Annotated in this window: 25 protein-coding genes; 16 read left to right on the top strand and 9 right to left on the bottom strand. The window is 75.1% G+C overall.

From position 1 onward, the window contains the following. Positions 1-16: 16 nt before the first annotated feature. Positions 17-1,111, bottom strand: coding sequence for a WYL domain-containing protein (locus AB0D10_RS15750; protein WP_360256092.1), 1,095 nt, complete (start codon positions 1,109-1,111; stop codon positions 17-19). Positions 1,112-1,224: 113 nt separating this feature from the next. Here AB0D10_RS15750 and AB0D10_RS15745 point away from each other — a divergent pair, with 113 nt between their 5' ends. Then, positions 1,225-1,623, top strand: a complete 399-nt coding sequence (locus AB0D10_RS15745; protein ID WP_360256090.1) for a VOC family protein — start codon at positions 1,225-1,227, stop codon at positions 1,621-1,623. On the opposite strand, the gene AB0D10_RS15740 is transcribed toward AB0D10_RS15745, so the two are convergent. Continuing rightward, complete coding sequence (locus AB0D10_RS15740) at positions 1,613-1,792, bottom strand: hypothetical protein (RefSeq protein WP_360256088.1); 180 nt, start codon at positions 1,790-1,792, stop codon at positions 1,613-1,615. The genes AB0D10_RS15745 and AB0D10_RS15740 overlap by 11 nt on opposite strands. Positions 1,793-2,014: 222 nt before the next feature. Here AB0D10_RS15740 and AB0D10_RS15735 point away from each other — a divergent pair, with 222 nt between their 5' ends. The 4 genes from AB0D10_RS15735 to AB0D10_RS15720 all read left to right on the top strand — a co-directional run bounded on the left by AB0D10_RS15735 (position 2,015) and on the right by AB0D10_RS15720 (position 5,385). Continuing rightward, positions 2,015-3,331, top strand: a complete 1,317-nt coding sequence (locus AB0D10_RS15735) for a diaminopimelate decarboxylase (protein WP_360256086.1) — start codon at positions 2,015-2,017, stop codon at positions 3,329-3,331. A 259-nt stretch (positions 3,332-3,590) separates the two neighbouring features. Beyond that, complete coding sequence (locus tag AB0D10_RS15730) at positions 3,591-3,773, top strand: hypothetical protein (RefSeq protein ID WP_360256084.1); 183 nt, start codon at positions 3,591-3,593, stop codon at positions 3,771-3,773. A gap of 253 nt (positions 3,774-4,026) precedes the next feature. Then, on the top strand, positions 4,027-4,860 hold the full coding sequence (locus AB0D10_RS15725; RefSeq protein WP_360256082.1) for a DUF4389 domain-containing protein: 834 nt from the start codon (positions 4,027-4,029) through the stop codon (positions 4,858-4,860). 63 nt (positions 4,861-4,923) lie between these two features. Further along, positions 4,924-5,385: a hypothetical protein gene (locus AB0D10_RS15720; protein WP_360256079.1), complete on the top strand. Its 462-nt coding sequence runs from the start codon at positions 4,924-4,926 to the stop codon at positions 5,383-5,385. A 196-nt stretch (positions 5,386-5,581) separates the two neighbouring features. Here the strand turns inward: AB0D10_RS15720 and AB0D10_RS15715 are convergent, their stop codons facing one another. Further along, positions 5,582-6,436 carry an NPP1 family protein gene (locus tag AB0D10_RS15715; RefSeq protein ID WP_360256077.1) on the bottom strand — a complete coding sequence of 285 codons (855 nt, stop codon included), beginning with the start codon at positions 6,434-6,436 and terminating at the stop codon, positions 5,582-5,584. A 449-nt stretch (positions 6,437-6,885) separates the two neighbouring features. Between AB0D10_RS15715 and AB0D10_RS15710 the strand changes: the two genes are divergently transcribed. Next, positions 6,886-7,305, top strand: a complete 420-nt coding sequence (locus AB0D10_RS15710) for a TOBE domain-containing protein (protein WP_360256074.1) — start codon at positions 6,886-6,888, stop codon at positions 7,303-7,305. 43 nt (positions 7,306-7,348) lie between these two features. Here AB0D10_RS15710 and AB0D10_RS15705 read toward each other — a convergent pair whose 3' ends face one another. Beyond that, on the bottom strand, positions 7,349-8,566 hold the full coding sequence (locus AB0D10_RS15705; RefSeq protein WP_360256072.1) for an MFS transporter: 1,218 nt from the start codon (positions 8,564-8,566) through the stop codon (positions 7,349-7,351). Positions 8,567-8,626: 60 nt separating this feature from the next. Here AB0D10_RS15705 and AB0D10_RS15700 point away from each other — a divergent pair, with 60 nt between their 5' ends. Next, entirely contained in the window at positions 8,627-9,640 is a 1,014-nt protein-coding gene (locus AB0D10_RS15700) for an ArsR family transcriptional regulator (RefSeq protein ID WP_360256070.1), read from the top strand. A 176-nt stretch (positions 9,641-9,816) separates the two neighbouring features. Here AB0D10_RS15700 and AB0D10_RS15695 read toward each other — a convergent pair whose 3' ends face one another. Beyond that, positions 9,817-10,350, bottom strand: a complete 534-nt coding sequence (locus tag AB0D10_RS15695) for a flavodoxin domain-containing protein (protein ID WP_360256067.1) — start codon at positions 10,348-10,350, stop codon at positions 9,817-9,819. A gap of 94 nt (positions 10,351-10,444) precedes the next feature. Continuing rightward, a complete protein-coding gene (locus AB0D10_RS15690) occupies positions 10,445-11,323 on the bottom strand; it encodes a universal stress protein (protein WP_360256064.1) in 879 nt (292 codons plus the stop codon). Positions 11,324-11,632: 309 nt separating this feature from the next. Here AB0D10_RS15690 and AB0D10_RS15685 point away from each other — a divergent pair, with 309 nt between their 5' ends. Both AB0D10_RS15685 and AB0D10_RS15680 read left to right on the top strand, forming a co-directional pair. Further along, entirely contained in the window at positions 11,633-12,250 is a 618-nt protein-coding gene (locus tag AB0D10_RS15685; RefSeq protein WP_360256062.1) for a hypothetical protein, read from the top strand. A 107-nt stretch (positions 12,251-12,357) separates the two neighbouring features. After that, complete coding sequence (locus AB0D10_RS15680; protein WP_360256060.1) at positions 12,358-15,078, top strand: GNAT family N-acetyltransferase; 2,721 nt, start codon at positions 12,358-12,360, stop codon at positions 15,076-15,078. A gap of 66 nt (positions 15,079-15,144) precedes the next feature. Here the strand turns inward: AB0D10_RS15680 and AB0D10_RS15675 are convergent, their stop codons facing one another. After that, a complete protein-coding gene (locus AB0D10_RS15675; protein ID WP_360256058.1) occupies positions 15,145-15,489 on the bottom strand; it encodes a hypothetical protein in 345 nt (114 codons plus the stop codon). Positions 15,490-15,920: 431 nt separating this feature from the next. On the opposite strand from AB0D10_RS15675, the gene AB0D10_RS15670 reads away from it, so the two are divergent. The 6 genes from AB0D10_RS15670 (at position 15,921) to AB0D10_RS15645 (ending at position 21,170) form a co-directional block, all read left to right on the top strand. Further along, positions 15,921-16,292: a hypothetical protein gene (locus AB0D10_RS15670; RefSeq protein ID WP_360256401.1), complete on the top strand. Its 372-nt coding sequence runs from the start codon at positions 15,921-15,923 to the stop codon at positions 16,290-16,292. A gap of 371 nt (positions 16,293-16,663) precedes the next feature. After that, a complete protein-coding gene (locus AB0D10_RS15665; RefSeq protein ID WP_360256055.1) occupies positions 16,664-18,034 on the top strand; it encodes a cation:proton antiporter in 1,371 nt (456 codons plus the stop codon). Positions 18,035-18,317: 283 nt separating this feature from the next. Then, entirely contained in the window at positions 18,318-18,920 is a 603-nt protein-coding gene (locus tag AB0D10_RS15660) for a CBS domain-containing protein (RefSeq protein WP_360256053.1), read from the top strand. Positions 18,921-19,061: 141 nt separating this feature from the next. Further along, complete coding sequence (locus AB0D10_RS15655) at positions 19,062-19,736, top strand: response regulator transcription factor (RefSeq protein WP_360256050.1); 675 nt, start codon at positions 19,062-19,064, stop codon at positions 19,734-19,736. A gap of 125 nt (positions 19,737-19,861) precedes the next feature. Beyond that, a complete protein-coding gene (locus AB0D10_RS15650) occupies positions 19,862-20,152 on the top strand; it encodes an SHOCT domain-containing protein (RefSeq protein WP_360256047.1) in 291 nt (96 codons plus the stop codon). A gap of 31 nt (positions 20,153-20,183) precedes the next feature. Then, positions 20,184-21,170: a hypothetical protein gene (locus tag AB0D10_RS15645; protein ID WP_360256045.1), complete on the top strand. Its 987-nt coding sequence runs from the start codon at positions 20,184-20,186 to the stop codon at positions 21,168-21,170. A gap of 140 nt (positions 21,171-21,310) precedes the next feature. On the opposite strand, the gene AB0D10_RS15640 is transcribed toward AB0D10_RS15645, so the two are convergent. Then, the gene (locus AB0D10_RS15640) at positions 21,311-22,996 is read right to left on the bottom strand and encodes a GAF domain-containing protein (protein WP_360256399.1); all 1,686 of its coding nucleotides are present in this window, start codon (positions 22,994-22,996) and stop codon (positions 21,311-21,313) included. A gap of 356 nt (positions 22,997-23,352) precedes the next feature. Between AB0D10_RS15640 and AB0D10_RS15635 the strand changes: the two genes are divergently transcribed. Next, positions 23,353-24,396 carry an alcohol dehydrogenase catalytic domain-containing protein gene (locus AB0D10_RS15635; RefSeq protein ID WP_360256042.1) on the top strand — a complete coding sequence of 348 codons (1,044 nt, stop codon included), beginning with the start codon at positions 23,353-23,355 and terminating at the stop codon, positions 24,394-24,396. Positions 24,397-24,420: 24 nt separating this feature from the next. Here the strand turns inward: AB0D10_RS15635 and AB0D10_RS15630 are convergent, their stop codons facing one another. Next, positions 24,421-25,461 (bottom strand): hypothetical protein, encoded by a 1,041-nt coding sequence (locus AB0D10_RS15630; protein WP_360256040.1) that lies wholly within the window; start codon positions 25,459-25,461, stop codon positions 24,421-24,423. Between the last annotated feature and the right edge of the window lie 143 nt (positions 25,462-25,604).

Genomic DNA, 25,604 nt, shown 5'->3' with positions numbered 1-25,604 from the left:
GTCGGGGCCGGCGGCGTCAGGTCCGGCGGGCGTGGGAGGCGAGGCGGTCGGCGAACGCGGCGACGAGGGTGCGCAGTTCCTCGGGGCGTTCGATGACGAAAGGACGGTCGATGGCGGCGAGGACCGGCGGCAGCCAGTCGAGCCGCTCGGCCCGCAGCGCGACGCGCGTCCAGCCCTCGGTCGTACCGTCGCCGCCCGTTCCCGTTCCCGTCCTGGTCCCCGCCCCGGCTCCTGGTTCCGCCCGTGGTCCCGGTTCGGGCGCGGGTTCGGACGCCTCCAGGGCCGCGACGCTCCCGGGGAGGTGGAGGCGGATCCGCTCGGCCGTGGCCCGGATCCGCACCACCACCTCGTGCCGGTACCCGGCCGTGGCGAACCCCGAGAGCACCCGCTCGGCCGGGTCCGGTCCGGCGGGTGCGTCGAAGGTGCCCGGCTGGGCCCGGGCGCCCGTGACGCGGTCGAGCCGGAAGGTCCGGTCCTCGCCGATCCCGGGGTCCTCGCCGGTGACGTACCACCGGCCGGCGTGGGCGACGATGCCGTACGGGTGGAACGTGCGTTCGGTGGTGCTGCCGTTGCGGTCGGTGTACCGGACGGCGACGGGGCGGCGGTGGCGCACCGCGTCGGCGAGGGTGAGCAGGACCTCGGCCTCCGGCGCGGCGGCGGTGTCAGGCCGGTCGGGGTGGCCGGTCAGGTCGGGGCGTCCGGTCGGATCGGTCCGACCGGTGAAGGAGAGGGAATCCAGCAGGGCGTCGAGGCGGCGGGCGACGTGCCGGGGCAGCACCCGCCGGATCTTGGCCGCCGCGGTCTCGGCCGCCGTGCGCTGGGCGGTCGCCAGGCCCGTCCGGGGGCCGGCGATCAGTCCGAGCAGCACGGCCAGCGCCTCGTCGTCGTCGAGCATCAGCGGGGGCAGGCGGTACCCGGGGGAGAGCCGGTAGCCGCCGTACCGGCCGCGCACCGACTCCACGGGCACGTCGAGGTCGACCAGGTGGCCCACGTAGCGCCGCACGGTGCGCCCGTCGACGCCGAGGCGGTCGGCGAGTTCGGCGACGGTCCGGGTACCGCCCGCCTGCAGCAGTTCCAGGAGGGTCAGCACGCGGCCGGTGGGTCGGGACACGGTTCACAGCCTAGGGCGAATAGTGGACCGGTTCTGTCCACTATTCCTCCTAGTCTGCGGAGCGCACGGCCGCACCGGCTGCGGTCGGCTCCGCACACCCGAGGAGAATCACCATGGACTTCGTTTCGATCCGCGTCATCACCGGCGACGTCGCGCGCCTGGTCGGCTTCTACGAACGGGCCCTGGGGGTGCGGGCGGAGTGGGCCACCGAGGACTTCGCCGAACTGCGGACCACGGGCGCCACCCTCGCGATCGCCGGCGTCCGCACCGTCCCGCTGTTCGCCCCGGGCTCGGCCGCCCCGGCGGCCAACCGCAGTGTGATCACCGAGTTCCTCGTCGACGACGTCGACCGCCTCCACCGGGACCTGACCGGGTTCGTCACGGACTTCGTCACGGAGCCCACCACGATGCCCTGGGGCAACCGCTCGCTGCTGCTCCGCGACCCCGACGGCAACCTCGTCAACTTCTTCACCCCCGTCACCCCGGCCGCCGTCGCCAAGTTCACCCGCTGACGGCACCCCCGGTGCGGGCCGAGGGGCCGGTGCCCGCGGGGTAGCCGATCTCCGCGATGTCCCCGGCCAGGTCCGCGAGGGTGAGGGTGAGCTCAGGGTTCAGCGAGGACACGAGTGCCCGGCTCAGCGGCCGCAGGGCGTACACGTCGCGCACCGCCCCCAGGTCCACGGGGACCTCGTCGTAGTCCTCGGCCTCATCGGGGCATCGTGGCCGCGGCGGTCGGGGGCGCGAGCGCGGCGGTGCACCGGCGCCCGGTTCGCCGGCACCCCGCGATCCCGGGGCGTGGGATGAGGATGGGCCCGCCGGCTGACGGGCAGTCTGGTCGCACGGCCCGCCGGAGCACCCCCGGGGCCGTACGACCGAGACGACCGGACGACGGAGCGTGCCACCATGGCGAACCCCCAGCCGACAGCCCCGCACGGCCCCGAGCGCCGCGAACTCATCCTCCGAGCGGCGGTCCGCGAGGGGCTGCTGGACCCCGAGGAGGCACGGCTCGCGGCCTTCCTTGACCTGGACGCGGTGGCGGCGACCGTCGACTCGCTGCACCGCGCGTTCCCCGGCCCGGTCGAGGTGCTGCACGCCTTCGCGGCCAAGGCCAACTGCCTCGTTCCCGTCCTGGAACGGCTGCGCACCCTCGGCATGGGCTGCGAGGTGGCCAGCCCCGGCGAGTTCGCGCAGGCGCTCGCGGCCGGGTTCGAGCCGGCCCGGATCGTCTTCGACTCCCCGGCCAAGACCCGCCGCGAGCTGGCGCGGGCGCTGGACCTCGGGGTGGCGGTCAACGTGGACAACTGGCAGGAGCTGTCCCGGATCGACGAACTGCTGACGACCCGGCGGACCCGCTCCAGGATCGGGGTACGGGTCAACCCGCAGATCGGCGCCGGCGCCATCGGGGCCATGAGCACCGCCACCGCGACCTCCAAGTTCGGCATCACGCCGGCCGAGGACGGCAACACCGGGCGGCTGGTCGCGGCCTTCCGGGACCGGCCCTGGCTCGGCTGGCTGCACTGCCACGTCGGCAGCCAGGGCTGCCCGCCGGACCTGATGGCCGAGGGCGTCGCCGCGACCGTCGCCCTCGCCCGCAGGATCAACGCCGAGCTGGGCCGCCGTCAGGTGGTCGGCCTCGACATCGGCGGCGGCCTGCCGGTCAACTTCGCCGACGACCGGGTGACCCCGGACTACCCGGACTACGTCGAACGCCTACGGGCGCACGCGCCCGACCTCCTCACCGGCGAGTTCCGGCTGGTGACCGAGTTCGGCCGGTCCGTGCTGGCCAAGAACGGCTTCACCGCCGCCTACGTGGAGTACACCAAGACCTCCGGCGGACGGGCCATCGCGATCACCTCCGCCGGTGTCCAGGTGGCCACCCGCACGGTCTTCGCACCGGAGGCCTGGCCGCTGCGGGTCACCGCGTACGACCCCACCGGCGCGGCCAAGCACGGGGAGCCGGTCGAACAGGACGTGGCCGGCCCGGCCTGCTTCGCCGGGGACCTGGTCGCCGAGGCCAGGCCCCTGCCCCTGCTGGAACCAGGGGACCTCGTCGCACTGCTGGACACCGGGGCCTACTACACCTCGACCCCGTTCTCCTACAACAGCCTGCTGGAGCCCGCCGTGTACGGGGCCGCCGTGGCGGCCGACGGCGCCGTGCGCTTCGAGACGCTGCGCCGCGCGCAGACCGTCGAGGAGCTGTTGGACCGCACCGGCGGGTGAGCCCCTCCGGGCCGCCCGCCCGCGGGCGGCCCGGCTCGCGGTCGGTCGCCGACGAACCACGCGATACCCGGCCAGGTACCGGCCCCCGGCCAGGTCCCCGGCGTGCCGTACTGGCCGCCGTACCCGGTGGCGATGCCGCAGCCCCGCAACGGTCTGGGCACTGCGGCCATGGTGCTCGGCATCGTCGGTACGGTCCTCAGCCTCGGCATCATCCTGTTCTGGCTGTCGTGGCTGCCGGCCCTGCTCGCCCTGATCTTCGGTGTCATCGGCATGGGCTACGCGCGCAAAGCTCCTCGGCGGCTCGCTGGCCCCCGGGCAGGAGGCCACCAGCCTGTCCGCCTACGCCCTGCCGAACAGCGCGGCCGGCACGTTCACCGTCGAGTTCGACTACGGCAGCGGGCTGCAGCGCAAGAACGTCATCTGGTCCGGCTCCCCCAGCTGACCCGGAACCACCTGGCCGGCCCGTCTCCTCCGAACCCGAGCAGACGGGCCGGCCGCGTGCTGTCCCCGGCCATGTGCTGTCGCCGGCCATGTGCTGTCCCCGCGCCACGCGTCTCCCCGGGCCTCGGCTGACCCGTCCGGCGCAGCGTGGCGTGCGGGCCGGGCGGGGTGCTGCGATCTTCGGAGGACGCCCGGCCGCGCCCGACCGCCGGGTCCCGTCGTCCCGTCGTCGTCCCGAGACCGTGGAGGCCCGGATGTGGCAGGCACCCCCAGCCCCCGTCAGCCGTGAGTGGCTCCCGGTGCTGGACATGCCGGCGGCCGCTGCGCAGAACCGCTGGACGGTGCTGCTGCGCGCGCTGCTGCTGATCCCCCAGTTCGTGGTGGTGTGGGCGCTGTCGGTGGTGGCCTTCTTCGTGACCGTCATCGGCTGGTTCGGCGCGCTGGTACTCGGCCGGCTGCCCGGCTTCGTGGTGGACTACCTGACCGCGTTCGTCCCGTACGAGACCCGTGTCACGGCCTACCTGATGCTCACCGTGGACCGCTACCCGCCGTTCGCGTTCCACGCCCCCGACTACCCGGTGCAGGTCGGGCTGCGACCGGGGGCGTTGAACCGGCTCGCCGTCCTGTTCCGCATCGTCCTCGTCATCCCGGCGTCGATCGTGCAGGGCCTGGTGTACGCGGGCTGGTGGATGGTGGCGTTCGTCGTCTGGGTCGTGGTGCTGGTCCTCGGCCGGATGCCGCAGCCGCTGTACGAGGCGACGACCGCGATCCTGCGCTACCGGCTGCGGTACGAGGCCTACCTGGTGATGCTCTCCTCCGCCTACCCCAAGCGCCTGTTCGGCGACGAGCCGGGCAGCGAGCCGGACGGACCGGTGTCGGCCACCCGCCCGCTCGTCCTGAGCGGCGCTGGGCGCGGCCTGCTCGTCGTCTTCATCCTGCTCGGCGTGGTCTCCTGGACGACGAGCTCGGTCACCGCCTCGGTGGACTCGGACGACGACGACTCCGGCAACCCGACCCGGCACGTGGACGCGCCGCTCGTGCCGGGCCCCGCCGACGGTCCGCAGCGGAACCTGCCGGGTCGGTCGTAGTCGACCGTTCCGCGGCGGCCGGGGGCCGGTCGGCCCGTATTCGATCTTCGCTACTCTGATCGAATGACCGACAAGCTGGTGCACCGTTACCGTCAGGCCGTGGAACCGCTCTTGGCCGTGGGGGAGCGGATGCTGGACGTGGCCACCGTCTACCCGGTGGCCGGGGCCGAGGGCCTCGGGGACGGACTGGGCGCCAAGCTCGGGAACAAGCTCTCACGGATCGGTGCGGTGTCCGGGGAGACGGGGAGCCTGGCACAGAGCTTCCCCACCGGTGAGGGCGCGGCCATGCACAAGCTGCTCCTGGTCACCGACCGACGCGTCGCCTTCGTCTCGACGAGCGACATCCGGAAGGCCGGCGAGGTGCACTGGCACGTGCCGCGCCACTTCGTCACCCGCGTCGAGCGCCGCCCGAGGCTCCAGGCCATGGCCCGGTTCCGGCTGCACTTCGCCGACGGCTCGGCGGTCTCTGCCCTCACCCTGCGGCGACGCACCATCGAGGCCCTGGCGGACCAGCTGGGACGGTAGTCGGGTCGACCTCCCCGGGGCCGTGTCCGTGGGACTACCGGCTCTCCGAGGCCCCACCGCCGCCTCCGGACCGCTCCGTGCCTGACCGGGCCCCACCGACCCGGACGTCGCGGACCCGGACGTCCGCGGGGACGCCCGGGGACCGCCCGGGCCCGGTGTACGGGGGAAGCACCGGGCCCGGGCGGTGTCGACGGCGTCAGGCCCAGGGGTTGAACGGGATGCCCGCGGGCTTCGACGCGTTGAGGAGGTTGCGGAAGCGGTCGTCCTTGTCGGTCGTCTTGATGGTGGCCGATCCGAAGTCGGCGTTGTTCAGCCGGTCGCGCAGCCAGGTGCTGGGCCAGCCGTTCCAGTCGACGATGGGGGGCTGGCGCCAGTTGTGGTAGTGGTTCTCCGGCGGCTCGTCGTTGTTGTTGGCCAGCCGGAACAGGTGGGTGAGGCCGGGCAGGCCGTCCTTGTGGTAGACGACCTTGGGGTGGCTGCCGTCGAACCGCACGGACGAACGCGGGTACGTGGCCTGGCTGCTGTGCTGGGTCAGGCTCAGGTACTCGACCCGGTTGGACGACTGCTTGACCCAGGAGATGACGTGCTCCCAGTCGTGGCGGTGGCCACCCGAGCCCTGAACCGTCTGGTCCTTCTCGAAGTAGCTGGCGTACACGATGGCGCACCAGCCGTTGTTGCACTTGGAGCGGGCGTAGGTCTGGGACCGGTCCAGGTCGGACTGGTCGCGGCAGTTCCCGTTGATGGCGCCGGTGGTCTTCAGGCCCGGGTTGAGGGTGCCGTCCGGGGCGATGGCGGAGACCGCGTAGCAGCCGTCGACGTCGTAGTCGTAGGCGGGCGAGAACGACGCCTCGTAACCGCCGGCCCGCTGGGGCAGGTCGGGCAGCGAGTCCGCCTGGGCGGCCGTCCCGGGGAGGGTGAGCAGCAGCGCGCCGGCGCCGACGAGCGTGGCGATCCCGCGCCGGCCGCGGCCGGGCCTGGTGGTCCCGGTGGTCCCGGTGGTCCCCGTGCCCGTGGCCTTGCGGGCCTGACCTCGTGTCAAGAAGTTCTTCATCGTCACCTGGTTCCATGGTCGTCGCACTGGCCGGCCGGCGGTGACCGGCGGCCCGTGACGAGCATGGCGTGCGCACCGGCCCGGGCGGAACAGTCGCATGACGTACGGACACGGAGACCGTCTCTATACGACCTGACTCGACCGGGTCTCCGTCAAACGACCCAACCGGTCCGCTGCGGGAGCCGGTCCGCGGGACGCGCGCCACCCGGTGGGGCCTCCGGACGCGTACGCCCCGAGGGCGCACGGACGCGAGGCCCCGGCCTCGTGGGTGTCCCGCCGCCGTGTCGGATCGTGGGACGGAAGATCGGCGGCCTCCGATCTGCGGTCGGCTCCGGCGGTGCTCGTTGGCATCCGCGAGGAGGCTTCTGCAGGCCGCTGACCTGGTGAATACGGTGGTGAACGCAGGGCAGGACGAGGTTCCGGTGCCCCCGAGACGTGAGGTCGATCCCATGAGCCTGAGCATCCGCAACCAGATCCCCGGCACCGTCACCTCCGTGACCACGGGCGAGGCGATGGCGACGGTGAAGGCCCGCCTGGACGGTGGTCAGGAGATCACGGCGGCCGTGACCGCCGACGCCGTCAAGGACCTCGGCCTCGCCGAGGGCACCGCCGTGCGCGCCATGGTGAAGTCCACCGAGGTCTCGCTCGCGACCGGACCGGTGTCCGGTCTGAGCATCCGCAACCGGATCCCCGGCACGGTGGTCGACGTGGTAACCGGCGCCGCCATGGCGACGGTGAAGGTCGCCGTCGACGGCGGCGAGCTGACCGCGGCCATCACCAGGGAGGCGGTGACCGAACTCGGCCTGGCGGCCGGCTCCCCGGTCGTCGCGCTGATCAAGTCCACCGAGGTCTCGCTCGCGACGGCCTGACGCGGGTGGTTGACGGCCGGACGGCGTGCGGCCGTTCCGGGGCCTACTCCGGCGCCGGGGAGGCGTCCTGCCTCCCCGGCGCGGCCGCCGCCCGGCCCGGCGTCCGGGAGCGGCGCAGCCCCGGGGCCAGCAGCAGGGTGGCGGTCAGCGATGCCGCCGCGGTCGCCGCCATCGCGGTGGCCGGGGACGTCAGCTCGGCCGCCGCGCCGGCCGCCGCCGCACCGACCCCCTGCAGGGTGAGCATCCCCGAACCGTGCAGGCCGAGCGCCTGCCCGCTCAGCTCGTCGGGCGTCAGCGCCACCAGCCGCTCCTGCAGCAGCAGCCCCGACGCGTACCCGGAGGTGGCGAGCGTGACCAGCACCAGGGCGAGCGGCAGCCCCGGGTCGAACGCGAAGAACAGGTACGGGGCGGCGAGCAGGACGCACAGCGGGACGGCCAGCCGGTCCCGCCACCCGGCGGGCAGGAAGCGGCCCGCGACGGCGTCGCCGACCAGCATGCCGCCCGCTCCGCAGGCGAACAGCAGGCCCGCGTCACGGGGCGCGTACGGGACGTACAGCGACTCCACGCCGACGACCAGGCCGTTCGGCACCCACAGCGCGAGGTAGACGTACCGGCGCGGCACGGACGACCAGAGCAGCGCGTCGGTGCGCCACGTCCCGGCGACCGACGTCCTGCCGGTGTGCCGGGGCGGGCGCCGGCTCAGCCCGAGCCGCGCCACCGCGGCGGCCAGCAGGTACAGGCCGGCGGCCGACAGCAGCGTGCCGCGCGCCGAGAGCAGTGCCACCAGTGCGCCGCCGACCGCGAAGCCGCCGATCTGGACGACCCCGGCCGACATGTTGAGGACGGACCGCCCGAGCAGGTAGCCGTCCCGGGTCAGCACCTCGTTGAGCAGCCCGTACCGCGCCCCGCCGCCCACCGAACCGACGACGCCGAGCACCAGCAGCACCGCGAACACGGCCCCGACCGGCAGCCCCGGCACGGCCTGCACGGCCGTGCCCGCGCCGAACAGCAGACCGAGACCGGTCAGGGCGGCGCGCGGCGGCAGCCGGTCCGCCCCGGACAGCACGGTGGCCGCCCCGACGACCTGGGCCAACGCGGGGCCGAACATGGCCAGGGAGGACAACAGGGCCGACTCCGTCCGCTCGAACACCAGGATGCCGAGGGCGAGCCCGCCCACCGTCTGGGCGGCGGTCTGCCCGGCCGAGGCGAGGAGGAGCGGGGTGAACTCGGCGGTACGGAAGAGCTCCCGATACGTACGCATGCGGCAGAGTCTCTTCGGGGCGACCGACCGGTCGTCAGTCTTTCGCAGGGAGGCGAAACGATGGGCTGGTGGCGGATCGACGCGGACACCCTCGCCGGGGGACGGTTCGTCACCTCCCCCCTGGCCGAGACGCTCGCCGCCCTGAAGACCCTGCACCGCGCCGGCGCGGCGCACCCGGGCGAACACCACTGGCTCACCACCCACCTCGCCGGATACCGCGGCCACCTGGCCGAGGAGCCCGTCACCGCGGCCCTGGTCACGGCCGCGCTCGGGCACCGGTGGAACGCTACCTTCCTCACCCCCACCCCCCTCGGCGACGGCGACCCGACGTTCGCCGAGGAACTGGAGCAGGTCCGCGACACCCCGCCCGCCGTGGTGCGCGCCGACCTCGCCGAGACCCTCGGCGGCCCGCTGCCGGACCGGCTGCGCCGTGACGACCTCGCCCGGCGCGCCGCGGACCTGCTGGAACGGGTGTGGACCGAGACCGTCCGGCCCTCCTGGCCGCGCCGCCGCCGGATCATCGAGGCCGACGTCGTCGCCCGGACCGCCCGGCTCGGCCGGGACGGCTGGGCCGTCACCCTCGACGGGATGCGGCCCGGCATGCGCTGGCTCGGAGCGGACCGGCTGCAGATCACCGACTGTGACGGCCCGCCGCGGGAACTCTCCGGCGCCCGGCTGATGTTCGTCCCCGTCACCCCGGCCCAGAGCTGGGTCTGCTGGGACGCCCCGGGGGCCGACGGCCGGCGCACGCTCACCGCCCGGCGCTACGCGGTCGTCTACCCCTGCTCGGGCGCCCTGGTCGACGACGAGCGCCGCCCCGTACCGCAGGCCCTGGCCGCCCTGCTCGGCGCCGCCCGCGCCGAACTCCTCATCCTCCTCGACACGCCGAAGACCACCACCCAGCTGGTGGCCCTCACCGGTCAGACCCTGGGATCGGTCGGCCGGCACCTGCGGATCCTGCGCGAAGCCCGGTTGACCCGGCGCCGCCGCGCGGGCCGCTCGGTCCTCTACTACCGGACCCCGGCGGGCCAGGTCCTGGTCGATGCGCAGCAGCCCGCGTCCGGCGCGCCCTGACGGCGGTGTGCCGCGGGCCCGCGATCGCGCGGGGCGGCGTGCGCGCCGACTTGTGTCAGAGCACTTACTGAGTATCCGTCAGTAGTGGTGCTTCGGCTATGAGTTCAGGGTCGGGAGCAGGAGCCGGGCCGCGGCCAGGGGTCAGGGGTCAGGGGTCAGGGGTCAGGGGTCAGGGGTCAGACCAGCTTCGCGCCCCAGGCGCGGGCACGGTCGAGTTCGCCGGCGCGCAGCGGCCCGTCGTTGTCCTCCACGATGAATCCCTCGGGTTCGGCGACCATGTCGTAGTGGTGGTGGGAGAGCCGGTGGGCGATGCCGTTGGCGGCGCCGCCGGACCTGGCCATGTCGACCCGGGTGTCGAACGCGGCGGCGTGGGTGCCGGGTTCGGTCTTCGGGAGGTCGTGGAACCAGGCCCGCAGGCCCGGGCCCTCGGCCGTCGCGCGGGCCTCTTCGGCGGCCTTCTCGTGGCCCTCCTTGTGACCCTCGGCACTGGCGGCCATCCGGCGGCTCAGCCCGGAGGACATGCCGTGCATGTGCGTCGGTCCGCCGACCACCAGCAGGTCCGCGGAACGGGTGACGTCCTCGCTGACCTCGGCCACCGGGAGGCAGTCGACGGCCGCTCCGGGGTCGGCCTCGTGGACGCCCTCGGCGATCGCCTCGGCGATCTCCCGGGTGTTGCCGTACATGCTCTCGTACACGATCACGGTATGCATGGTCTCCACCTTTCCTCGCTTCCAGCCTCGCTCCGGAACTGTCCTGCGGAGATGGGCCGTTCGGCCTGTTCCGGTCGGCGGAAGGTCCGTCGCCCTACGGGTGGGTGGCCGGGGCCGTCACGACCGGGCAGCGCGCGCGGTGCAGCAGGCCGTGCGGGACGGAGCCGAGCCGCATGCCGGTGAAGCCCCCGCCGCCCCGGCGGCCCACGACCACGGCGAGCGCGTGCTCGGAGGCCCGGGCGAGCTCCTCGACCGGGTGGCCGCGGACCAGTTCGTGGGTCACGGTGACGTCGGGGTGGCGGTCGTGGCGGCCGACGGTGGAATCGAAGAGCAGTCGGCGCAGGATCCGGTCGGTCGCGTCGTCGTCGAGGTTGCCGACCGGCGGGCGCTGCCAGACCCAGAGGACGCGCAGGACGGCCCCGCGCTCGGCCGCGAAGTCGAAGGCGAAGTCGACAGCGGGTTCGGACGACGGGCTGCCGTCCACGCCGAGGACGACGTACGGCGGGTCCTGGGTGGTGTGCTCGGGGTTGCGGACCACGACCACCGGGCAGTGCGCCTGGGCGCTCACCGGGACGGCCACCGAGTAGGTGCTCAGCGCCTCCGCGGCCCGGCTCAGTCGGCGGGAGCCGAGGACGACGAGCGCGGCGTGACGGGATTCGCGGCACAGCGCCGGCGCCGGGACCTCCTCGGGGACGTCGGTCGTCAGGGCCAGCCCCGGGTGCCGGCCCCAGGCCACGTCGGCGGCCCGGTCGAGGGCCTGTCCGGCCTGCTCGCGCAGGGCCTTGTGGTAGCGGTCCTCGTCGAAGGGCCGGAACTCGCGGTACAGGGTCGGGACGGCGTGCACCAGGCGCAGCGACAGGCCCCGGCGGTCGGCCTCGTCGGCGGCCCAGGCGGCGGCCATCGGGCCGGTGTCGTGGGCGTCGACACCGAGGACGACGGAGCGGCCGGGGCTGTCGGAGTTCGCGGGGGTCATGGCGGTCCTCCTCGGGTTCGGCGCTGCGGGCCTGCTCCCACGCTAGGCACCGGTCCCGGCCCGCCGCGAGGGCCGACCGGCCCGGTCAGCGGAGACCGGCGGCCCCATCCCACCGCCCGTGCCGCCACCGCCCGTGCCGCCACCGCCCGCGTCGCCGCCGGCGTCGCCACCGTTCGCGCCGCCACGGCCCGGCGGCCCGGGTGGGCCCTCGGGACCCGGGACCGGGGCCGTCCGGCCCTCGGGGATCGGGCAGCGGCCCGGCAGACTGATCCTGAGAGCAGAAGCCCCGTGGCACGGAGGAGGCGCGTGATGTCCGTCGCAGCCACCCCGCCCAGTCACCCCGTCTTCCACACCTCCCTGCGTGGGCACGTCCGCCGGGCCGTCGGCCGTGATCACAACCCGCTCTGCCGCCCGCTCGACCGGGTGTACAGCGGCCTGATCACCGGGGTGGCGCTGATGCTCCTCGTCGCCTCCGTCCTGGCGGTGGTCGCAGCGGTGCTCGTGTACGGGGCGCAGACGCGTGACGCGACGCAGCTGGCCCGGCACCGGCACGTCGTCACGGCCGTCACCACGGGCCCGGCGCAGCTGGTCGACCCCGGGGCGGGCCGTGTGCGGGAGCACGCGCCGGCCCGGTGGACGTACCCGGTCGGCCCCGGTTCCGGCTTCGTCCCCGTGCCGGACGGCACGTCCGTCGGGACGGCCGTCCCGGTCGGGCTGAGCGACGCCGGCCGGCCGGTCGGTGCCCCCCGGCCGACCGGACTGATCGTCTCGGACGCCGTCCTGACGGGCCTGGGCACGGTCGCCGCGCTCGGGTTCGTCACGGAGGGCTGGTTCGTGCTGTGCCGCCGCCGGCTGGACCGGCGGGCCGAGCGGAGCTGGGAGGCCGCCTGGGAGCAGGTGGAGCCGGGCTGGTCCGGGCGGCGGTGAACGCCCCGGCTGTCGGTGATCGCCCCGCTGTCGGTGACGCCCGGCAGGCGGTGACCGCCCCGCCGGTGGTGCATGCCCTGCGAGTGGTGAAGCCCAGGAGGTACGTCATGTCCGCCGTCCCACCGCCGACCACCGCCGAGGCCCTGCTGGCCGACGGCACCACCGTCGGGATCCGGCCGTTCGCCCCGGACGACCGGCGGGCGGTCCTCGACCTGCACGCCGCCGGGATGTCCGAGGAGAGCCGCCGGATGCGCTTCTTCGGGGTCAGCCGCAACGCGCCCGCGCAGGCCGCCGCCCGGCTGTGCGGGGCGCCGCGCGCCGGCCTGCTGGCGTTCGGTGCCTGGGCGGGGGAGGAGCTGATCGGCGAGGCCGACTGCGAACTGCTGGACGACCCGCCGCGGACGGCGGAGCTCGCGCTGGCGGTGGCCGACCGCTGGCACCACCGGGGCGTCGCCACCCTGCTGCTGGAACACCTGGTGCACGCCGCCCGCGCGGCCGGCGTCCGCTTCTTCGAGGCCGACACGCTGTCCGGCAACCGGGCCGTCCACCGGGTCTTCGCCGACCTCGGGCTGCCCGTCGAGCGCCGGTACGCGCAGGGCGAGGTCAGGCTCAGGGTGCCGCTGGACGAGGGCGACGAGCGCTACCGCGCGGCGGTGGACGAACGGGGCCGCCGGGCCGACGTGGCGAGCCTCGCGGCGCTGCTGCGCCCGGCCTCGGTCGCCGTCGTCGGGGCGTCCCGCCGGGAGGGCTCGGTCGGGCGGAGCGTCCTGGCGAAGATCCGGAAGGGCGGTTTCACGGGAGCGCTGTGGGCGGTCAACCCGCACGCCGCCGAGATCGACGGCAGGCTCGCCTACCCGGACGTCGCCGCGCTGCCCGCCGTGCCGGACCTCGTCGTCCTGGCGGTGCCCGCCGACGTCGTCCCCGGGGTGGCCGAGGAGTGCGGCGCGGCCGGTGTGCGGGCCCTGGCGGTGCTCACCTCCGGCCTCGGCCCGCAGGAGGCCCGCCGCCTGATGCGGGCCTGCCGCCGGCACAGCATGCGCCTGGTCGGGCCCAACAGCCTCGGCCTGGCGCAGACCGACCCCGCCGTCCGGCTGGACGCCGAGTTCGGCGGCGCCTTCCCCAGGCCGGGCACGGCCGGGGTGGCCGTGCAGAGCGGCGGCGTGGGCATCGCACTGCTGCAGCGGCTGGCCTGGCTGGGCATCGGGGTGTCGAGCTTCGTCTCGCTCGGCGACAAGTACGACGTCAGCGGCAACGACCTGCTCCAGTGGTGGGAGTCGGACGGCCGGACCGACCTCGCGCTGCTCCACCTGGAGTCCTTCGGCAGCCCGCGCGCCTTCGGCCGCACCGCCCGGCGGGTCACCCGTACCGTCCCGGTGCTCACCGTCGACGCCGGCCGCTCGACCGCAGGGCGCCGGGGTGCGGCCTCGCACACCGCGGCCGCCGCCACCCCCACCGTCACCCGCGAGGCGCTGTTCCGCCAGGCGGGCATCACCGCCGTCCGCAGCATCGACGAACTGGTCGAGGCAGCCGCCCTGTTGCACGCCCAGCCACTGCCCGCTCCGCGCGGCGCGGTCGCCGTGGTGTCCAACGCGGGCGGCATCGGCATCCTGGCCGCGGACGCCTGCGCGGAGGCCGGACTGGAGCTGCCGGAACTCCCGGCAGGCCTCGCGACGTTCCTCCCGCCCGGCGCCTCCGTCCGCAACCCGGTGGACACCACGGCCGCGGTAGGGCCGGTCGAACTCGCCCTCTTCCTGAGGGAGCTGGAGCGTGTCGAGGCCGTCGACGCGATCCTGGTGTGCCTGGTGCCGACGGCCCTCGGAGCGGTTCCCGACCAGGACCCGGCACGCGCCCTGCTGGAGGGCCCGGCCCGCCGCGCCGTCCCGATCGCCGCCGTCCTGCTCGACCAGCAGGTGCCCGTGCGGCACCGCACCTGCGCCGACGGCGGGCTGCTGCCCGCCTACTCGGACTCCGTCGCGGCCGCCCGGGCCCTCGCCCACGCGCGCGACCGCGCCCGCCGGCTCGCCGAACCGCAGCCCGTGCCGGTCGACGTCCCCGGCTGCGACCGGCCCACCGCCCGCAGCCTGGTCGACGGCTTCCTCACCGCCCACCCCGGCGGCGGCTGGCTCGACCCGCTGACCACCGCCGACCTGCTGGACGCCTACGGGCTGCCGCTGGTCACCTCGGTGTGGGCCCGCGACGAGCACGCGGCCGTCGCCGCGGCGACGGAGCTGCGCCGGCACGGACACGACGGGCGGACGGCCCTGAAGGCGTACTGGCCGGATCAGGTCCACAAGAGTGCGCTCGGCGCGGTCCGCACCGGCCTCGCCACGGACGACGAAGTGCGCTGCGCCTACCGGGAGTTCGCGGAGCGGTTCGGCGCCGAGCTGGCCGGCGCGGTGGTCCAGCCGATGGCCGCGCCGGGCGTCGAACTGCTCGCGGGCGTGGTCCAGGACCAGGTCTTCGGCCCGCTGGTCGTCCTCGGCATGGGCGGCACCGCCGCCGAGGTGCTGGCCGACCGGGCTGCCCGGCTCGCCCCGCTCTGCGAACGCGACCTGACCACCATGGTCACCGAACTCCGCGGCGCACCACTGCTGTCGGGCACCGGCGGGGCGCCGCCCGTGGACCTCGCGGCAGTCCGCTCCGTCCTCGCCCGGTTGTCCCGGCTCGCCGAGGACTTCCCGGAGTTGGTCGAGACCGACCTCAACCCCGTCATCGCCCGCCGGGACGGCGCCGTGTGCGTGGACGCCCGGGTGCGGCTCGAACGCCGCCCCTCCTTCGACCCCTACCTGCGGCGGCTGCGGCGACCGGCCGCCGCCGAGGGGGAGTGACCGCCGCGGCCGTCCCCTCGTTCGGGTGGTGCCCGGGCCGTTACGCCGGTGGTGCCGTCGCGGTCGTCACGCCCGTACCTGCGGGTGCGCGGTGGGGTGCACGACCGCCCGCACGCTCCGGATGACGTGGGCGAAGCTGTGCACCATCGCGCCGGTCACCAGGAACAGGGCACCGATGAGGAACCACCCTTCCTTCTCGTCGAGGGTCAGGGCGGCAGGGCGCGCCGGCCGGTCCGACGCGGAAGCGGGAGACGTCGTGCCCCTGGCGATCGAGATGACGCCCGACAGTGCGTGCGCGACCGCGCCGGCGAGGAGCGCCGAGGAGCCGAGCACGAGCCATCCGAGTCGTCCGAACTCGTCGGATCCGATGGCAACGCTGGGACGTGACACGTGGTGATGGGTGCCGCGCATTGGTCTCGCCTCCTTGGCCGGATGCGGTGAGGACGATCCCCCTCCGACGTTCCCAGGGCGGGGCCGGTTCGCCATGGGCCATCCGGCCCACACCTGAAGGGCCGGAGGGCGTCGGGACCACGCGTCACGCATCGCCCCGGTAAGGGCCGGGCCCCCGCAGACGCCCTGTCGTGCGGGAGAGGAGCGCCGGACGAGGCCGGAGGGACCAACGCCGTGGTCCGTGCGGCCCAGGCCGGGGCTGAGGTTCGGCCCTACGGTGGTCGTAGGGCTTCCGATCCGAGGCCGTGCCGTCTCCCCGCAGGCCCTCCGGCCAACTTCTCCGCGCCCGCGTCCCCGTTCCCGGTGAGGCGGCTGCTCTCGAAGGAGTCGATGTCATGACCAGCAGTGCCACCGAGGCGGGCCGCACCCCCCACGCCCCCGAGCGACGCCCCATGGCGACCGGGTGGACCGTCTTCGCCGGGATCATGCTGATCGCCGGCGGCATCATGGCGATCTTCCAAGGGATCGCCGGCATCACCAAGGACGACCTGATCGTCGTCACCCGGCACTACGTGTATTCGATGAACACCACGGGATGGGGCTGGATCCATCTGATCCTCGGGATCGTCATCGTCCTGGCGGGCGTGGCGCTGTTCACCGGCGCCGTCTGGGCCCGTGCCGTCGGTGTCGTCGTCGCCGGGCTGGGCATGATCGCCAACTTCCTGTGGCTGCCCTACTACCCGTTCTGGGCGATCGTCCTGATCGCCATCGACGCCTTCGTCATCTGGGCCCTGTGTGTCGGGACGACCAGGAAGGAGACCTGACGGGCCCGAGGCAGTCCTGACAGGCCCGGGGCAGTTCTGACGGGCCCGAGGCAGTCCTGACGGGCGCAGCGGAGGAGTGTTCCGGGCCCGACCATTTTCGATCGGCCCGGCCCCGGGATCCCCCCGGGGCCGGGCCGCGCGGTGCTCCCGGGCGGTGCCCGGGTGCGTGCGGCCCGCAGGACCCGTCCCCCGGACGGATCACCCCGGGGTGCCGCTCGTCGGGCCCTACGGGGCAATGGTGGTCAGCGGCGCCACGGCCGCGCGAGAGTGCCGGGAGCCCCGATGAACGAGCCGCCGCCGCAGCCGCCGTCCGTGCCCGGGACGGGCCGGCGGGAGGCGCGGCGCCGGTGAGTGGCGCGGGGTGGGCCGGTGTGGCGGTCGCCGGTGTCACCGCCGCCTACGCGCTCGCCTCGCGACGCCTGGCGAGCACACCCCTGTCCGCGCCCATCGTGTTCGTGGGAGCCGGCATCGCCACGGGGCCCGTCGGCCTCGACCTGATCAGCGCCGAGCACGACCGCGGACCGCTGCTCACCCTGCTGGAGGCGGCGCTGACCCTGGTCCTGTTCACCGACGCCATGGCGGTGCGCCCGGAACAGCTGCGCACCGGCGCCGCCCTGCCCGTCCGGCTGCTCGGGATCGGTCTGGCGCTCAGCATCGCGTCGGGCTGGCTGCTGGCCTGGCCGCTGCTCCCCGGGCTCACCGGATGGGAAGCGGCCCTGGTGGGCGCCGTCCTGGCGCCGACCGACGCGGCGCTCGGCGCCGACGCCATCGCCAACCCGCGGGTGCCCGGCCTGGTGCGCCAGGGGCTCAACGTGGAGAGCGGGCTGAACGACGGCATGGTGCTGCCGTTCTTCGTCCTGTTCCTGGCGGCCATCCCGGGCACGGCGTACGCCGAGGAAGGGGTCGGCGGGACGTTCTGGCGGGCGCTGCTCCTCAGCACCGTCCTCGGCCTGGCCGTCGGCGGGGCCGGCGGCCGGTTGCTGCGGTCCGCCCGCGACCACGGCTGGATCACCCGGCAGTGGCGGCAGATCCTCGTCCTCGCGATCGCCGCGGCAGCCTACGCCCTGGCCACGGTCACCCGTGGGAGCGGCTTCATCGCCGCCTGGGTGGCCGGGTTCGCCTTCGCGTACGCGATGCGCGGCAGCGGCAGCGGCAGCGGCAGCGGCAGGGGCAGGGGCAGCGTCCCGTCGGCGTCGGCGGTGTCGGCGGCGCCGTCGTCCGCGGTGCCGGTGCCGGTGCCGGTACCGGACGGCGACGACACCGCCGACTTCGCCGAGGACCTCGGCAACCTGCTGGCCATGCTCAGCCTGCTGGTCTTCGGCGCCGTGCTGCTCGGCCCAGCCCTGGAACACCTCGGGTGGGGCATCGTCGGCTACGCCGTGCTCAGCCTCACCGTGGTCCGCATGGTCCCGGTCGCCCTCTCCCTGGTGGGCACCGGGCTGAAGCTGCCCACCGTGGCCTACATCGGCTGGTTCGGCCCGCGCGGGCTCGCGTCGATCGTGCTCGGGCTGCTGGTCGCGGAGCAGCAGGTCCCCGGGGTCGTGCTGGTCGGCCGGGTGGTCGCGGTCACCGTCGGCCTCAGCGTGCTCCTGCACGGGGTGTCCGCGATGGCGTTCTCGGACCGCTACGGCCGCTGGTACGAACGCGCCGCCGCGCGAGACCAGGGCCTGCGGGAGAGCATCGGCACCTCGCACGCGATCCGGCGCCGCAGGCTCGACGTGACCGGCCCACCGGGGGAGTGAGACCACGGCCCGGCAGCCCGGCAGCCCGGCGGACCGGCAGCCCGTCCACCGGACGGCCGCCTCGTCCTGCCGTTCTGCCGCCCTGCCGACAGGTCGCGCCGTCCCGGGCCGGACCGGCCCGGGAAGCAGGGACCGTACGGCCCTGTCCGCAGGCTCCCCGGCCGACGGACAGTGAAGGCGGGACCGCCGTCGGATGCCGCCGCCGCGCCGCCCCGGGCCGGGGACGCCACCGGGCGGGCCCCGGAACACCCGCGCCTTTCGCGTCGCGTCGAAGGAGGCCACGATGACCGGCACACCGAGCACCGTCGCCGACGTCATGACCCACGCCGTGGTGGCCGTCGGCCGGGACGCCGACTTCCGCGACATCGCCGACACCCTGCGGCGCTGGCGGATCAGCGCCGTCCCCGTGCTGACCGGCGACGGCCGGGTGGTCGGGGTGGTCTCCGAGGCCGACCTGCTGGTCGCCCGGGACCGCGACGGCGAGCGCGCCGACGCCCTGACGGCCGGGCGGATGATGTCCGTGCCGGCCGTCACCGTGCACCCCGGCAGCCCGCTCAACGAGGCCGCCAGGGCGATGGCCCGCGGCCACCTCAAACGGCTCCCGGTGGTCGACGGGCAGCACTACCTGGTCGGCATCGTCAGCCGCGGCGACCTGCTGAAGGTCTACCCCGGGGACGACCGCGAACTCGCCGACCGGGTCCGCTTCGAACTGGCCGCCGCCCTCGGCCCGCGCGCCGCCGTGGACACCGGCGTCCGCTCCGAGAACGGCCGGATCACCCTGACCGGCGCACCGCCGGGCACCCTGTCCGCACCGCTCCTGGAACGCCTGGTGCGCGCCGTACCCGGCGTGGTCGGCGTCGAACTGCGCCTCGCGGCGCCGGCCTGACGGGCCCGACCGGGCGGGGCGACGGCGGCCCCGCACGCGCCCGGCCGCCGTCGCACCGCACGTCCGGCGCGGTGCGCCCGGCGGCGTCGACGAGCAGAATCGGTGGTGTCACCGTCCGTTCGGCCCACGGAGGAGGAGGCCATGGACACGCCCCGGCCCGTACGCGTCTTCCTGCTGGACGACCACGAGGTGGTGCGGCGCGGCGTGCGCGACCTCCTGGAGGCCGAACCGGACATCGAGGTCGTCGGTGAGGCGGGCACGTGCGCCCAGGCCCTCGCCCGGGTGCCGGCGCTGCGCCCCGACGTCGCCGTGCTCGACGTACGGCTCCCGGACGGCGACGGCGTGAACGTCTGCCGGGAGCTGCGCGACCGGGAGCCCGGGCTGGTCTGCCTGATGCTGACGTCCTTCGACGACGACGACGCCCTGCTCGACGCGATCATGGCCGGCGCGGCCGGGTACGTCCTCAAGGAGGTCAAGGGCGCCGACGTGGTCAGCGCGGTCCGTACGGTCGCCTCCGGCCAGTCCATGCTCGACCCGGCCACCACCCGCAGGCTCATGGAGAACCTGCGCCACCACGAGGAGAGCGACGCCGACGCGGCGCTCGCCGGCCTCACCCCGCGCGAACGGGAGATCCTCGCCCTGGTGGGGGAGGGCAAGACGAATCGCCAGATCGGCCAGGAGCTCTACCTCGCCGAGAAGACGGTGAAGAACCACGTCTCCCGGCTGCTCGCCAAACTGGGCGTCGAACGCCGCCTCCAGGCCGCGGTCCTCGCCGCCCACGCGGACCCCGACCAGCAGCACCACCGCCCGTCCTGAGCACCCGTGGGAAGCGGCCGGGCCCGAGCGGGCCCGCAGGTAGTGCCGAACGGCCCAAGCGGTACCCGGGCCGCCGGCCGCACGGTGGAGGTGGGCGAACTCCCGCCACGGCCGAGGAGACGGCGATGATGTACTGGAACGACGGCGGCATGAACGGCTGGGGCCTCGGCCTGATGACCGTGAGCATGCTGCTCTTCTGGGCGCTCGTGGTCTTCGGCGGGATCGCCCTCGTCCGGTACCTGGGCCGGACGGCCCCGCACGGCCCGGCAGCCCCCGCGCCGCCCGCGGCACCGCCGCAGCGGCCCACCCCGGAACGGGTGCTCGCCGAACGCCTCGCCCGCGGCGAGATCGACCCCGACGAGTACCGCGCCCGGCTGGACACCCTGCGCGGCGGCGATCCGCCCGCCGTCGGCTGACCGCGGCGGACCACGCACCCTGGAGGCGGCCATGCCCACCCTCGCCCTCGACGCCTCCGCGCTGGAGAAGCTCGTCTCCGCGGCGGTCGCGGCACCCTCGATCCACAACAGCCAGCCCTGGCGCTTCCGGCTCCAGCCGGACACCTCGACCGTGGAGGTCCGCGCCGACCGCAGCCGCGCCGTCCCGGCCGCCGACCCGCAGGGCCGGGCGCTGCACATCTCCGTCGGCGCGGCCGTCCTCAACCTGCGCGTCGCCGCCCGTCACCTCGGCTGGGCCCCCGAGGTGCGCCTGCTGCCCGACCCGTCCGAACCCGACCTGTTCGCCGCCGTCCGGCTCGACGCCCCGGCGGGTGCGCCGGCCCCGGGCACCGAGCAGCTGTACGCGGCGATCTGGCGCCGCCACTCCATCCGCACCCCGTTCACCGGCGAGCCGGTCCCGCCGGCCGTCCTCGACGAACTGGCCACGGCCGCCCGCTCCGAGGACGCCCTGCTCCACCTGCCCGACCACCAGGAGACCGCCCGGCTGCTGCACCTCACGGCCGAGGCCGAGCGCCGCAACACCACCGACGAGGCGCAGCGCACCGAGAGCCGCAACTGGATCCGCACCGGCCGGACCCCGCCGTACGGCATCCCGGTCGACGCGCTCGGCCCGCAGGACTCCTCCGGGCACCTGCCGATGCGCGACTTCGCCGCGCTCCACGCCGCCGAGCACCGGGCCCCCGCATCCTTCGAGGCGGAGCCGCGCCTGGCCGTCCTCGCCACCGGGCACGACACCCCGCAGGACTGGCTGCGCGCCGGCCTCGCCCTGGAACACGTGCTGCTCGCCGCGACCGTCCACGGCGTCCGGGCGTCCCTGCTGCACCAGGCCATGGAGTGGCCCTACCTGCGGTGGGAGGCCCGGGACCCACACCGGGGCCCCGGCTACGTCCAGATCCTGATCCGTCTCGGCTACGGCCCCGAAGGCGCCCCGACACCCCGCCTGGCCCCCGGCGACGTCCTGGACCGTCCCGGTCGGTAGGCGGCCGGCGGGCCGTCGCCCGGCCGGTAGTCCCTCCGTCAGGTCGGGGCCGGGTCGTGCGCGGCTGATCCGAGCGCCGCGGCGGAGTGGGAACGCCGTCGCGAACCGTCGGTCTCTCAGCCGGTTTCTCGGTCGGTTTCTCAGTCGGCGGGCAGGGGGACCCGCCAGTGCAGTTCCGTGCCGCCCTCGGGGCGGGTGCGGGCGGTGAAGGCGCCGCCCAGGGCGGTGGCCCGATCGGCGAGGTTGGCGAGGCCGCTGCGGCGGCCGCCCCCGGGGAGGCCCACCCCGTCGTCGGTGACCGTCACGGCCAGCTCGTCACCGGCGGCCACGGTGACCTTCACCGTTGCGGCCCCGGCGTGGCGGGCGGCGTTGGACAGGGCCTCCTCCAGGACGGCCACCGCCGCGTCCGCGACCTCGGCGGGCACGGTGACGTCGAGCAGCCCGGTCATCCGCAGGGTCGGGGCGAAGCCGAGGGAACGGGCGGCGCGGTCCACGACCTCGACGACGCGGGCCCGCAGGCCGGACGCGGCCGGCCCCCGCTCGCGCAGGCGCAGGCCGAAGATGGTGGCGCGGATGGTCTTGGCGGTCTCGTCCAGGTCGTCGATGGCCCGCAGCACCCGGTCGGTCGCCTCGGGGTGCTCGATGAAGCGGGTCGCGCCCTGCAGGGTCATCCCGGTCGCGAAGAGCCGCTGGATGGCGAGGTCGTGCAGGTCGCGGGCGATCCGGTCGCGCTCCTGCAGCAGCGCGAACCGCTCCGAGTCCCGGCGCCGCTCGGCGAGTTCCATCGCCACCGCGGCCTGCCCCGCGAAGCCGAGCAGCGGCCCGGACTCGTCCTCCTCGAACAGCGGCGCGCCGGAGGCCCGGGCCAGCAGCAGCACGCCGCGGATGCCGCGATCGGCCGTGCCGACGGGCACCGCGACCGCCGGGCCCAGGCCCTTCCAGCGCGGCGGCCCGGCGGTGATCCTCGGGTCCTTCTGGACATCGGGGCTCACCACGAGCCCGCCGGTGCGGAAGGCCGCGCCCATGAACGAGCCCTCGACCGGCAGCACCAGGCCGCGGTGCGCGTCCTCGCCCAGCCCGACGGCGATGCGCACCTCCAGCTCCGTGGTGTCCGGCAGCGGCAGGGCGACGACGGCGAGGTCCGCGCCGGCGATCTCGGAGGCGCGGGCGAGCAGCAGGTCCAGCACCTCCTGCTCCGCGCTGCCCGACAGCAGGCTGCTGGTCACCTCGGCACTCGCCTCCAGCCAGCGCTGCCGCTGCCGGGCCCGGGCGTAGAGCCGGGCGTTGTCGATGGCCACCCCGGCGGCGACGGCGAGGGTGGCGAGGACGGACTCGTCCTCGGCGTCGAACTCCCCGCCGCCGCGCTTCTCGGTCAGGTAGAGGTTGCCGAACACCCTGTCCCGGATCCGGATCGGCACCCCCAGGAAGCTGCGCATCGGCGGATGGTTGGCCGGGAACCCGTAGGAGGCCGCGTGGTCGGAGAGCCGGCTGAGCCGCAGCGGCTCGGGGTGGCGGATCAGCTCGCCGAGGATGCCGTGCCCGGACGGCAGGTCGCCGATCAGCTTGACCCGGTCGTCGGTGACCCCGACCGGGATGAACTGCGACAGCCGCTGGTCCTCGCCGATCACGCCGAGCGCGCCGTACTCGGCGTCCACCAGGGTGACCGCCGCCTCCACGATGTGCTGCAGGGCCTGGGTCAGTTCCAGGTCCCGCCCGACCGCCAGCACCGCCTCCAGCAGGCTGTGCACCCGGTCGCGGGTGCCGCGGGCGGCGTCCAGCCGGGCCTGGAGCTCGTCCAGGAGTTCGTCCAGCCGAAGCTTCGGCACGGGCGCGCCCGGCTCCGAGGCGCTGGTGTCCGACGCGCTGGTGTCCGAGGCGCCCGGCTCCGACGTACTGGTGTCCGAGGCGCTGGTGTCCGAGGCGCCCGGCTCCGACGTGCTGGTCTCCGACGCGCTGCCCAAGGCGTCCTCCCTGGCTCGCCCCCGATGGCCCACTGCGACCAGACTAGGCGTGATCTCCCCCGGCAGCCGGGAGCGAAGGGGGCCGAACGGCCCGCCGGGAGCACCCCACCGGGCCCCTGGTGACGGGCGCGGCCGCGGACAAGGCTGGAGAGCACCGGCGGTGTGAGCGGGACCGCCCCGGCCCCGCCGTCCGCCCGCCCGCCGAGAGGAGCGACCGCGGCATGAAAGCGCTCATCTACCACGGACCCGGCCGCCGCACCTGGGGCGACGTCCCCGACCCCGTCGTCCGCGACCCCGAGGACGCCGTCGTCCGGGTGGACGCGGTCACCATCTGCGGCACCGACCTGCACATCCTCAAGGGGGATGTCCCCGAGGTCGCCGCCGGCCGCGTCCTCGGCCACGAGGCCGTCGGCACCGTCACCGACACCGGACCGGGCGTGCGCGCCGTCGCGGCCGGCGACCGCGTCCTCGTCTCCTGCATCTCCGCGTGCGGCCGCTGCGCCTACTGCCGCGCCGCGAGCTACGGCCAGTGCACCGGAGGTGGCGGCTGGATCCTCGGCCACCTCGTCGACGGCTGCCAGGCCGAGTACGTCCGCACCCCCTTCGCGGACACCTCCCTGCACCAGCTGCCCGACGCCGTCCGGGACGAGGACGCCCTGCTGTTCGCCGACATCCTGCCCACCGCCTTCGAGGTCGGCGTCCGCAACGGCCGGGTCGGGCCGGGCGACACCGTCGCGATCGTCGGCGCCGGGCCGATCGGCCTCGCCGCGATCCTCACCGCCCGGCTCTTCAGCCCCTCCCGCGTCATCGTGATCGACCTCGCGCGGAGCCGCCTCGACGCCGCCGCGCGCCTCGGCGCCGACACCACGCTCACCGTGGCCGACGCCACCCCGGAGGCCGTCCGGGCGCTCAGCCGGGACGGCCTCGGGGTCGACGTCGCGATCGAGGCGGTCGGCGTCCCCGAGTCCTTCGAACTCTGCACCCGACTGGTGCGCCCCGGCGGCCGGGTGGCCAACGTGGGCGTCCACGGCAGGCCCGCGGTACTCCACCTGGAGGACCTGTGGATCCGGGACGTCACCGTCACCACCGGCCTGGTCGACACCGACAGCACCCCGTTGCTGCTCGACCTGCTCGCCGTCGGCAGGCTGGACGTCGGCGGACTGGTCACGCACCGCTTCGGGCTGAGCGAGATGCAGGACGCCTACGCCGTCTTCGCCGACGCGGCCGGTGTCGGGGCGCTCAAGGTCGCGCTCTTCCGGACGTGACCCGGCCCCGAACGCCCCGGCCCGTCAGGCCACGTCGACGGTGAGCGCCGCCGTGTGGACCTTGCCGTCGGTCTGGAACTGCAGGAACGCCCGCCAGTGCCCGGCTTCGCCGAGCAGCGCGTAGAAGGTCAGGGCCGGCCCGCCGTGGTCGCCCCGGACGGGGGTGAAAGGGTGGAGGTGGGCCAGCGCCCGGTCGCCCTCGTGGACGATGCTGAGGTGGGCGTAGCTGTCGAGGTACGGCTGGAGGTCGGTCACCGGCAGGCCGTCCTTGCTGATCGTGACGGTGAGCGGGGCGGGCGTCCCGGCCGTGAGCTGCCCCTGGACGGCGACGGTGTAGCCGTCGACGGTGGTGGTGCCGGTCGGGGCGGGCAGCGGCTGGGCATCGGCCCGGCCGGGCACGGTCACGGTGCGGCTGAGGACCGTTTCCCGGCCCTTTCCGGGACCGGTGTTCGGTGTGAACGCGGCGTACAGGCGCCAGTCGCCCGGTTCGAGGGCGGTGAGGCCGGCAGCCCAGGTGCCGTCGGCGGCCATCGTGGGGTGCAGGTGCTGGTACCCGGTGAGGTCGGAGCGGATCGCGTAGAAGTGCAGTTGCTTGGTCTGGACTTCGGCGAAGTCGGTGACCGGGCGGCCGTCCGGGCCGGTGATGGTGAACGGGTAGGAGACGGCCTGGGCGGCGGGCAGGGTGCCGGTCGTGGAGTCGAAGCGGTAGCCGTCGCGTTCGGTGGCGAGGCCCTCTCCGGTCGCGTCGGCCGGCATGCCGGCCATGCCGGGCGTCCCTGCCATTCCCGGCATCCCCGGCATCCCTGGCATCGCTGCCATTCCCGGCATCCCGGAGGATGCCGCACCGGGCGCCGTCGCCGTCACGCCGTGCTCCGTGCCGGGCGGGCCGGCATGGTCCGCGTGCGGTGACGACCCGCGCGCGGGCAGGGTGAGCAGAGCGATCGAAGCGACCGCCAGGACGAGCGAACAGGCGTAGAGGATGCGGTGCCCCGCCCAGCGCTTGGTCGCGGGGGGAGCCCCCTGCTCGGCGGACGCCGACTTCTCGTGCTCGCTGCCGGTGCTCATCCTCGCCCGTTCTCCTCTCGGCCCGCCGGTCGGGCCGCGCTGTTCAGGAGATCCGGGCGGTGGCCGGCGATAACGGAAAGTCGCGGGCGACGGGGGCGGGGGGGGGCGCGCCGGCCGCCCCCCCCCCCCCCCGACGGACAGGG

The organism is Kitasatospora sp. NPDC048545 (assembly GCF_040651155.1).
In the GTDB taxonomy this organism is placed as follows: domain Bacteria; phylum Actinomycetota; class Actinomycetes; order Streptomycetales; family Streptomycetaceae; genus Kitasatospora.
This window is presented reverse-complemented; position numbering and strand designations above follow the sequence as displayed.

Coding starts and splice junctions, on each gene's coding strand:
- AB0D10_RS15635 (WP_360256042.1), top strand. CDS start 23,353: ATGAAAGCGCTCATCTACCACGGACCCGGCCGCCGCACCTGGGGCGAC.
- AB0D10_RS15710 (WP_360256074.1), top strand. CDS start 6,886: ATGAGCCTGAGCATCCGCAACCAGATCCCCGGCACCGTCACCTCCGTG.
- AB0D10_RS15700 (WP_360256070.1), top strand. CDS start 8,627: ATGGGCTGGTGGCGGATCGACGCGGACACCCTCGCCGGGGGACGGTTC.
- AB0D10_RS15670 (WP_360256401.1), top strand. CDS start 15,921: ATGGCGACCGGGTGGACCGTCTTCGCCGGGATCATGCTGATCGCCGGC.
- AB0D10_RS15675 (WP_360256058.1), bottom strand. CDS start 15,489: ATGCGCGGCACCCATCACCACGTGTCACGTCCCAGCGTTGCCATCGGA.
- AB0D10_RS15645 (WP_360256045.1), top strand. CDS start 20,184: ATGCCCACCCTCGCCCTCGACGCCTCCGCGCTGGAGAAGCTCGTCTCC.
- AB0D10_RS15660 (WP_360256053.1), top strand. CDS start 18,318: ATGACCGGCACACCGAGCACCGTCGCCGACGTCATGACCCACGCCGTG.
- AB0D10_RS15680 (WP_360256060.1), top strand. CDS start 12,358: ATGTCCGCCGTCCCACCGCCGACCACCGCCGAGGCCCTGCTGGCCGAC.
- AB0D10_RS15650 (WP_360256047.1), top strand. CDS start 19,862: ATGATGTACTGGAACGACGGCGGCATGAACGGCTGGGGCCTCGGCCTG.
- AB0D10_RS15655 (WP_360256050.1), top strand. CDS start 19,062: ATGGACACGCCCCGGCCCGTACGCGTCTTCCTGCTGGACGACCACGAG.
- AB0D10_RS15715 (WP_360256077.1), bottom strand. CDS start 6,436: ATGAAGAACTTCTTGACACGAGGTCAGGCCCGCAAGGCCACGGGCACG.
- AB0D10_RS15685 (WP_360256062.1), top strand. CDS start 11,633: ATGTCCGTCGCAGCCACCCCGCCCAGTCACCCCGTCTTCCACACCTCC.
- AB0D10_RS15720 (WP_360256079.1), top strand. CDS start 4,924: ATGACCGACAAGCTGGTGCACCGTTACCGTCAGGCCGTGGAACCGCTC.
- AB0D10_RS15745 (WP_360256090.1), top strand. CDS start 1,225: ATGGACTTCGTTTCGATCCGCGTCATCACCGGCGACGTCGCGCGCCTG.
- AB0D10_RS15735 (WP_360256086.1), top strand. CDS start 2,015: ATGGCGAACCCCCAGCCGACAGCCCCGCACGGCCCCGAGCGCCGCGAA.
- AB0D10_RS15690 (WP_360256064.1), bottom strand. CDS start 11,323: ATGACCCCCGCGAACTCCGACAGCCCCGGCCGCTCCGTCGTCCTCGGT.
- AB0D10_RS15630 (WP_360256040.1), bottom strand. CDS start 25,461: ATGAGCACCGGCAGCGAGCACGAGAAGTCGGCGTCCGCCGAGCAGGGG.
- AB0D10_RS15705 (WP_360256072.1), bottom strand. CDS start 8,566: ATGCGTACGTATCGGGAGCTCTTCCGTACCGCCGAGTTCACCCCGCTC.
- AB0D10_RS15695 (WP_360256067.1), bottom strand. CDS start 10,350: ATGCATACCGTGATCGTGTACGAGAGCATGTACGGCAACACCCGGGAG.
- AB0D10_RS15725 (WP_360256082.1), top strand. CDS start 4,027: ATGTGGCAGGCACCCCCAGCCCCCGTCAGCCGTGAGTGGCTCCCGGTG.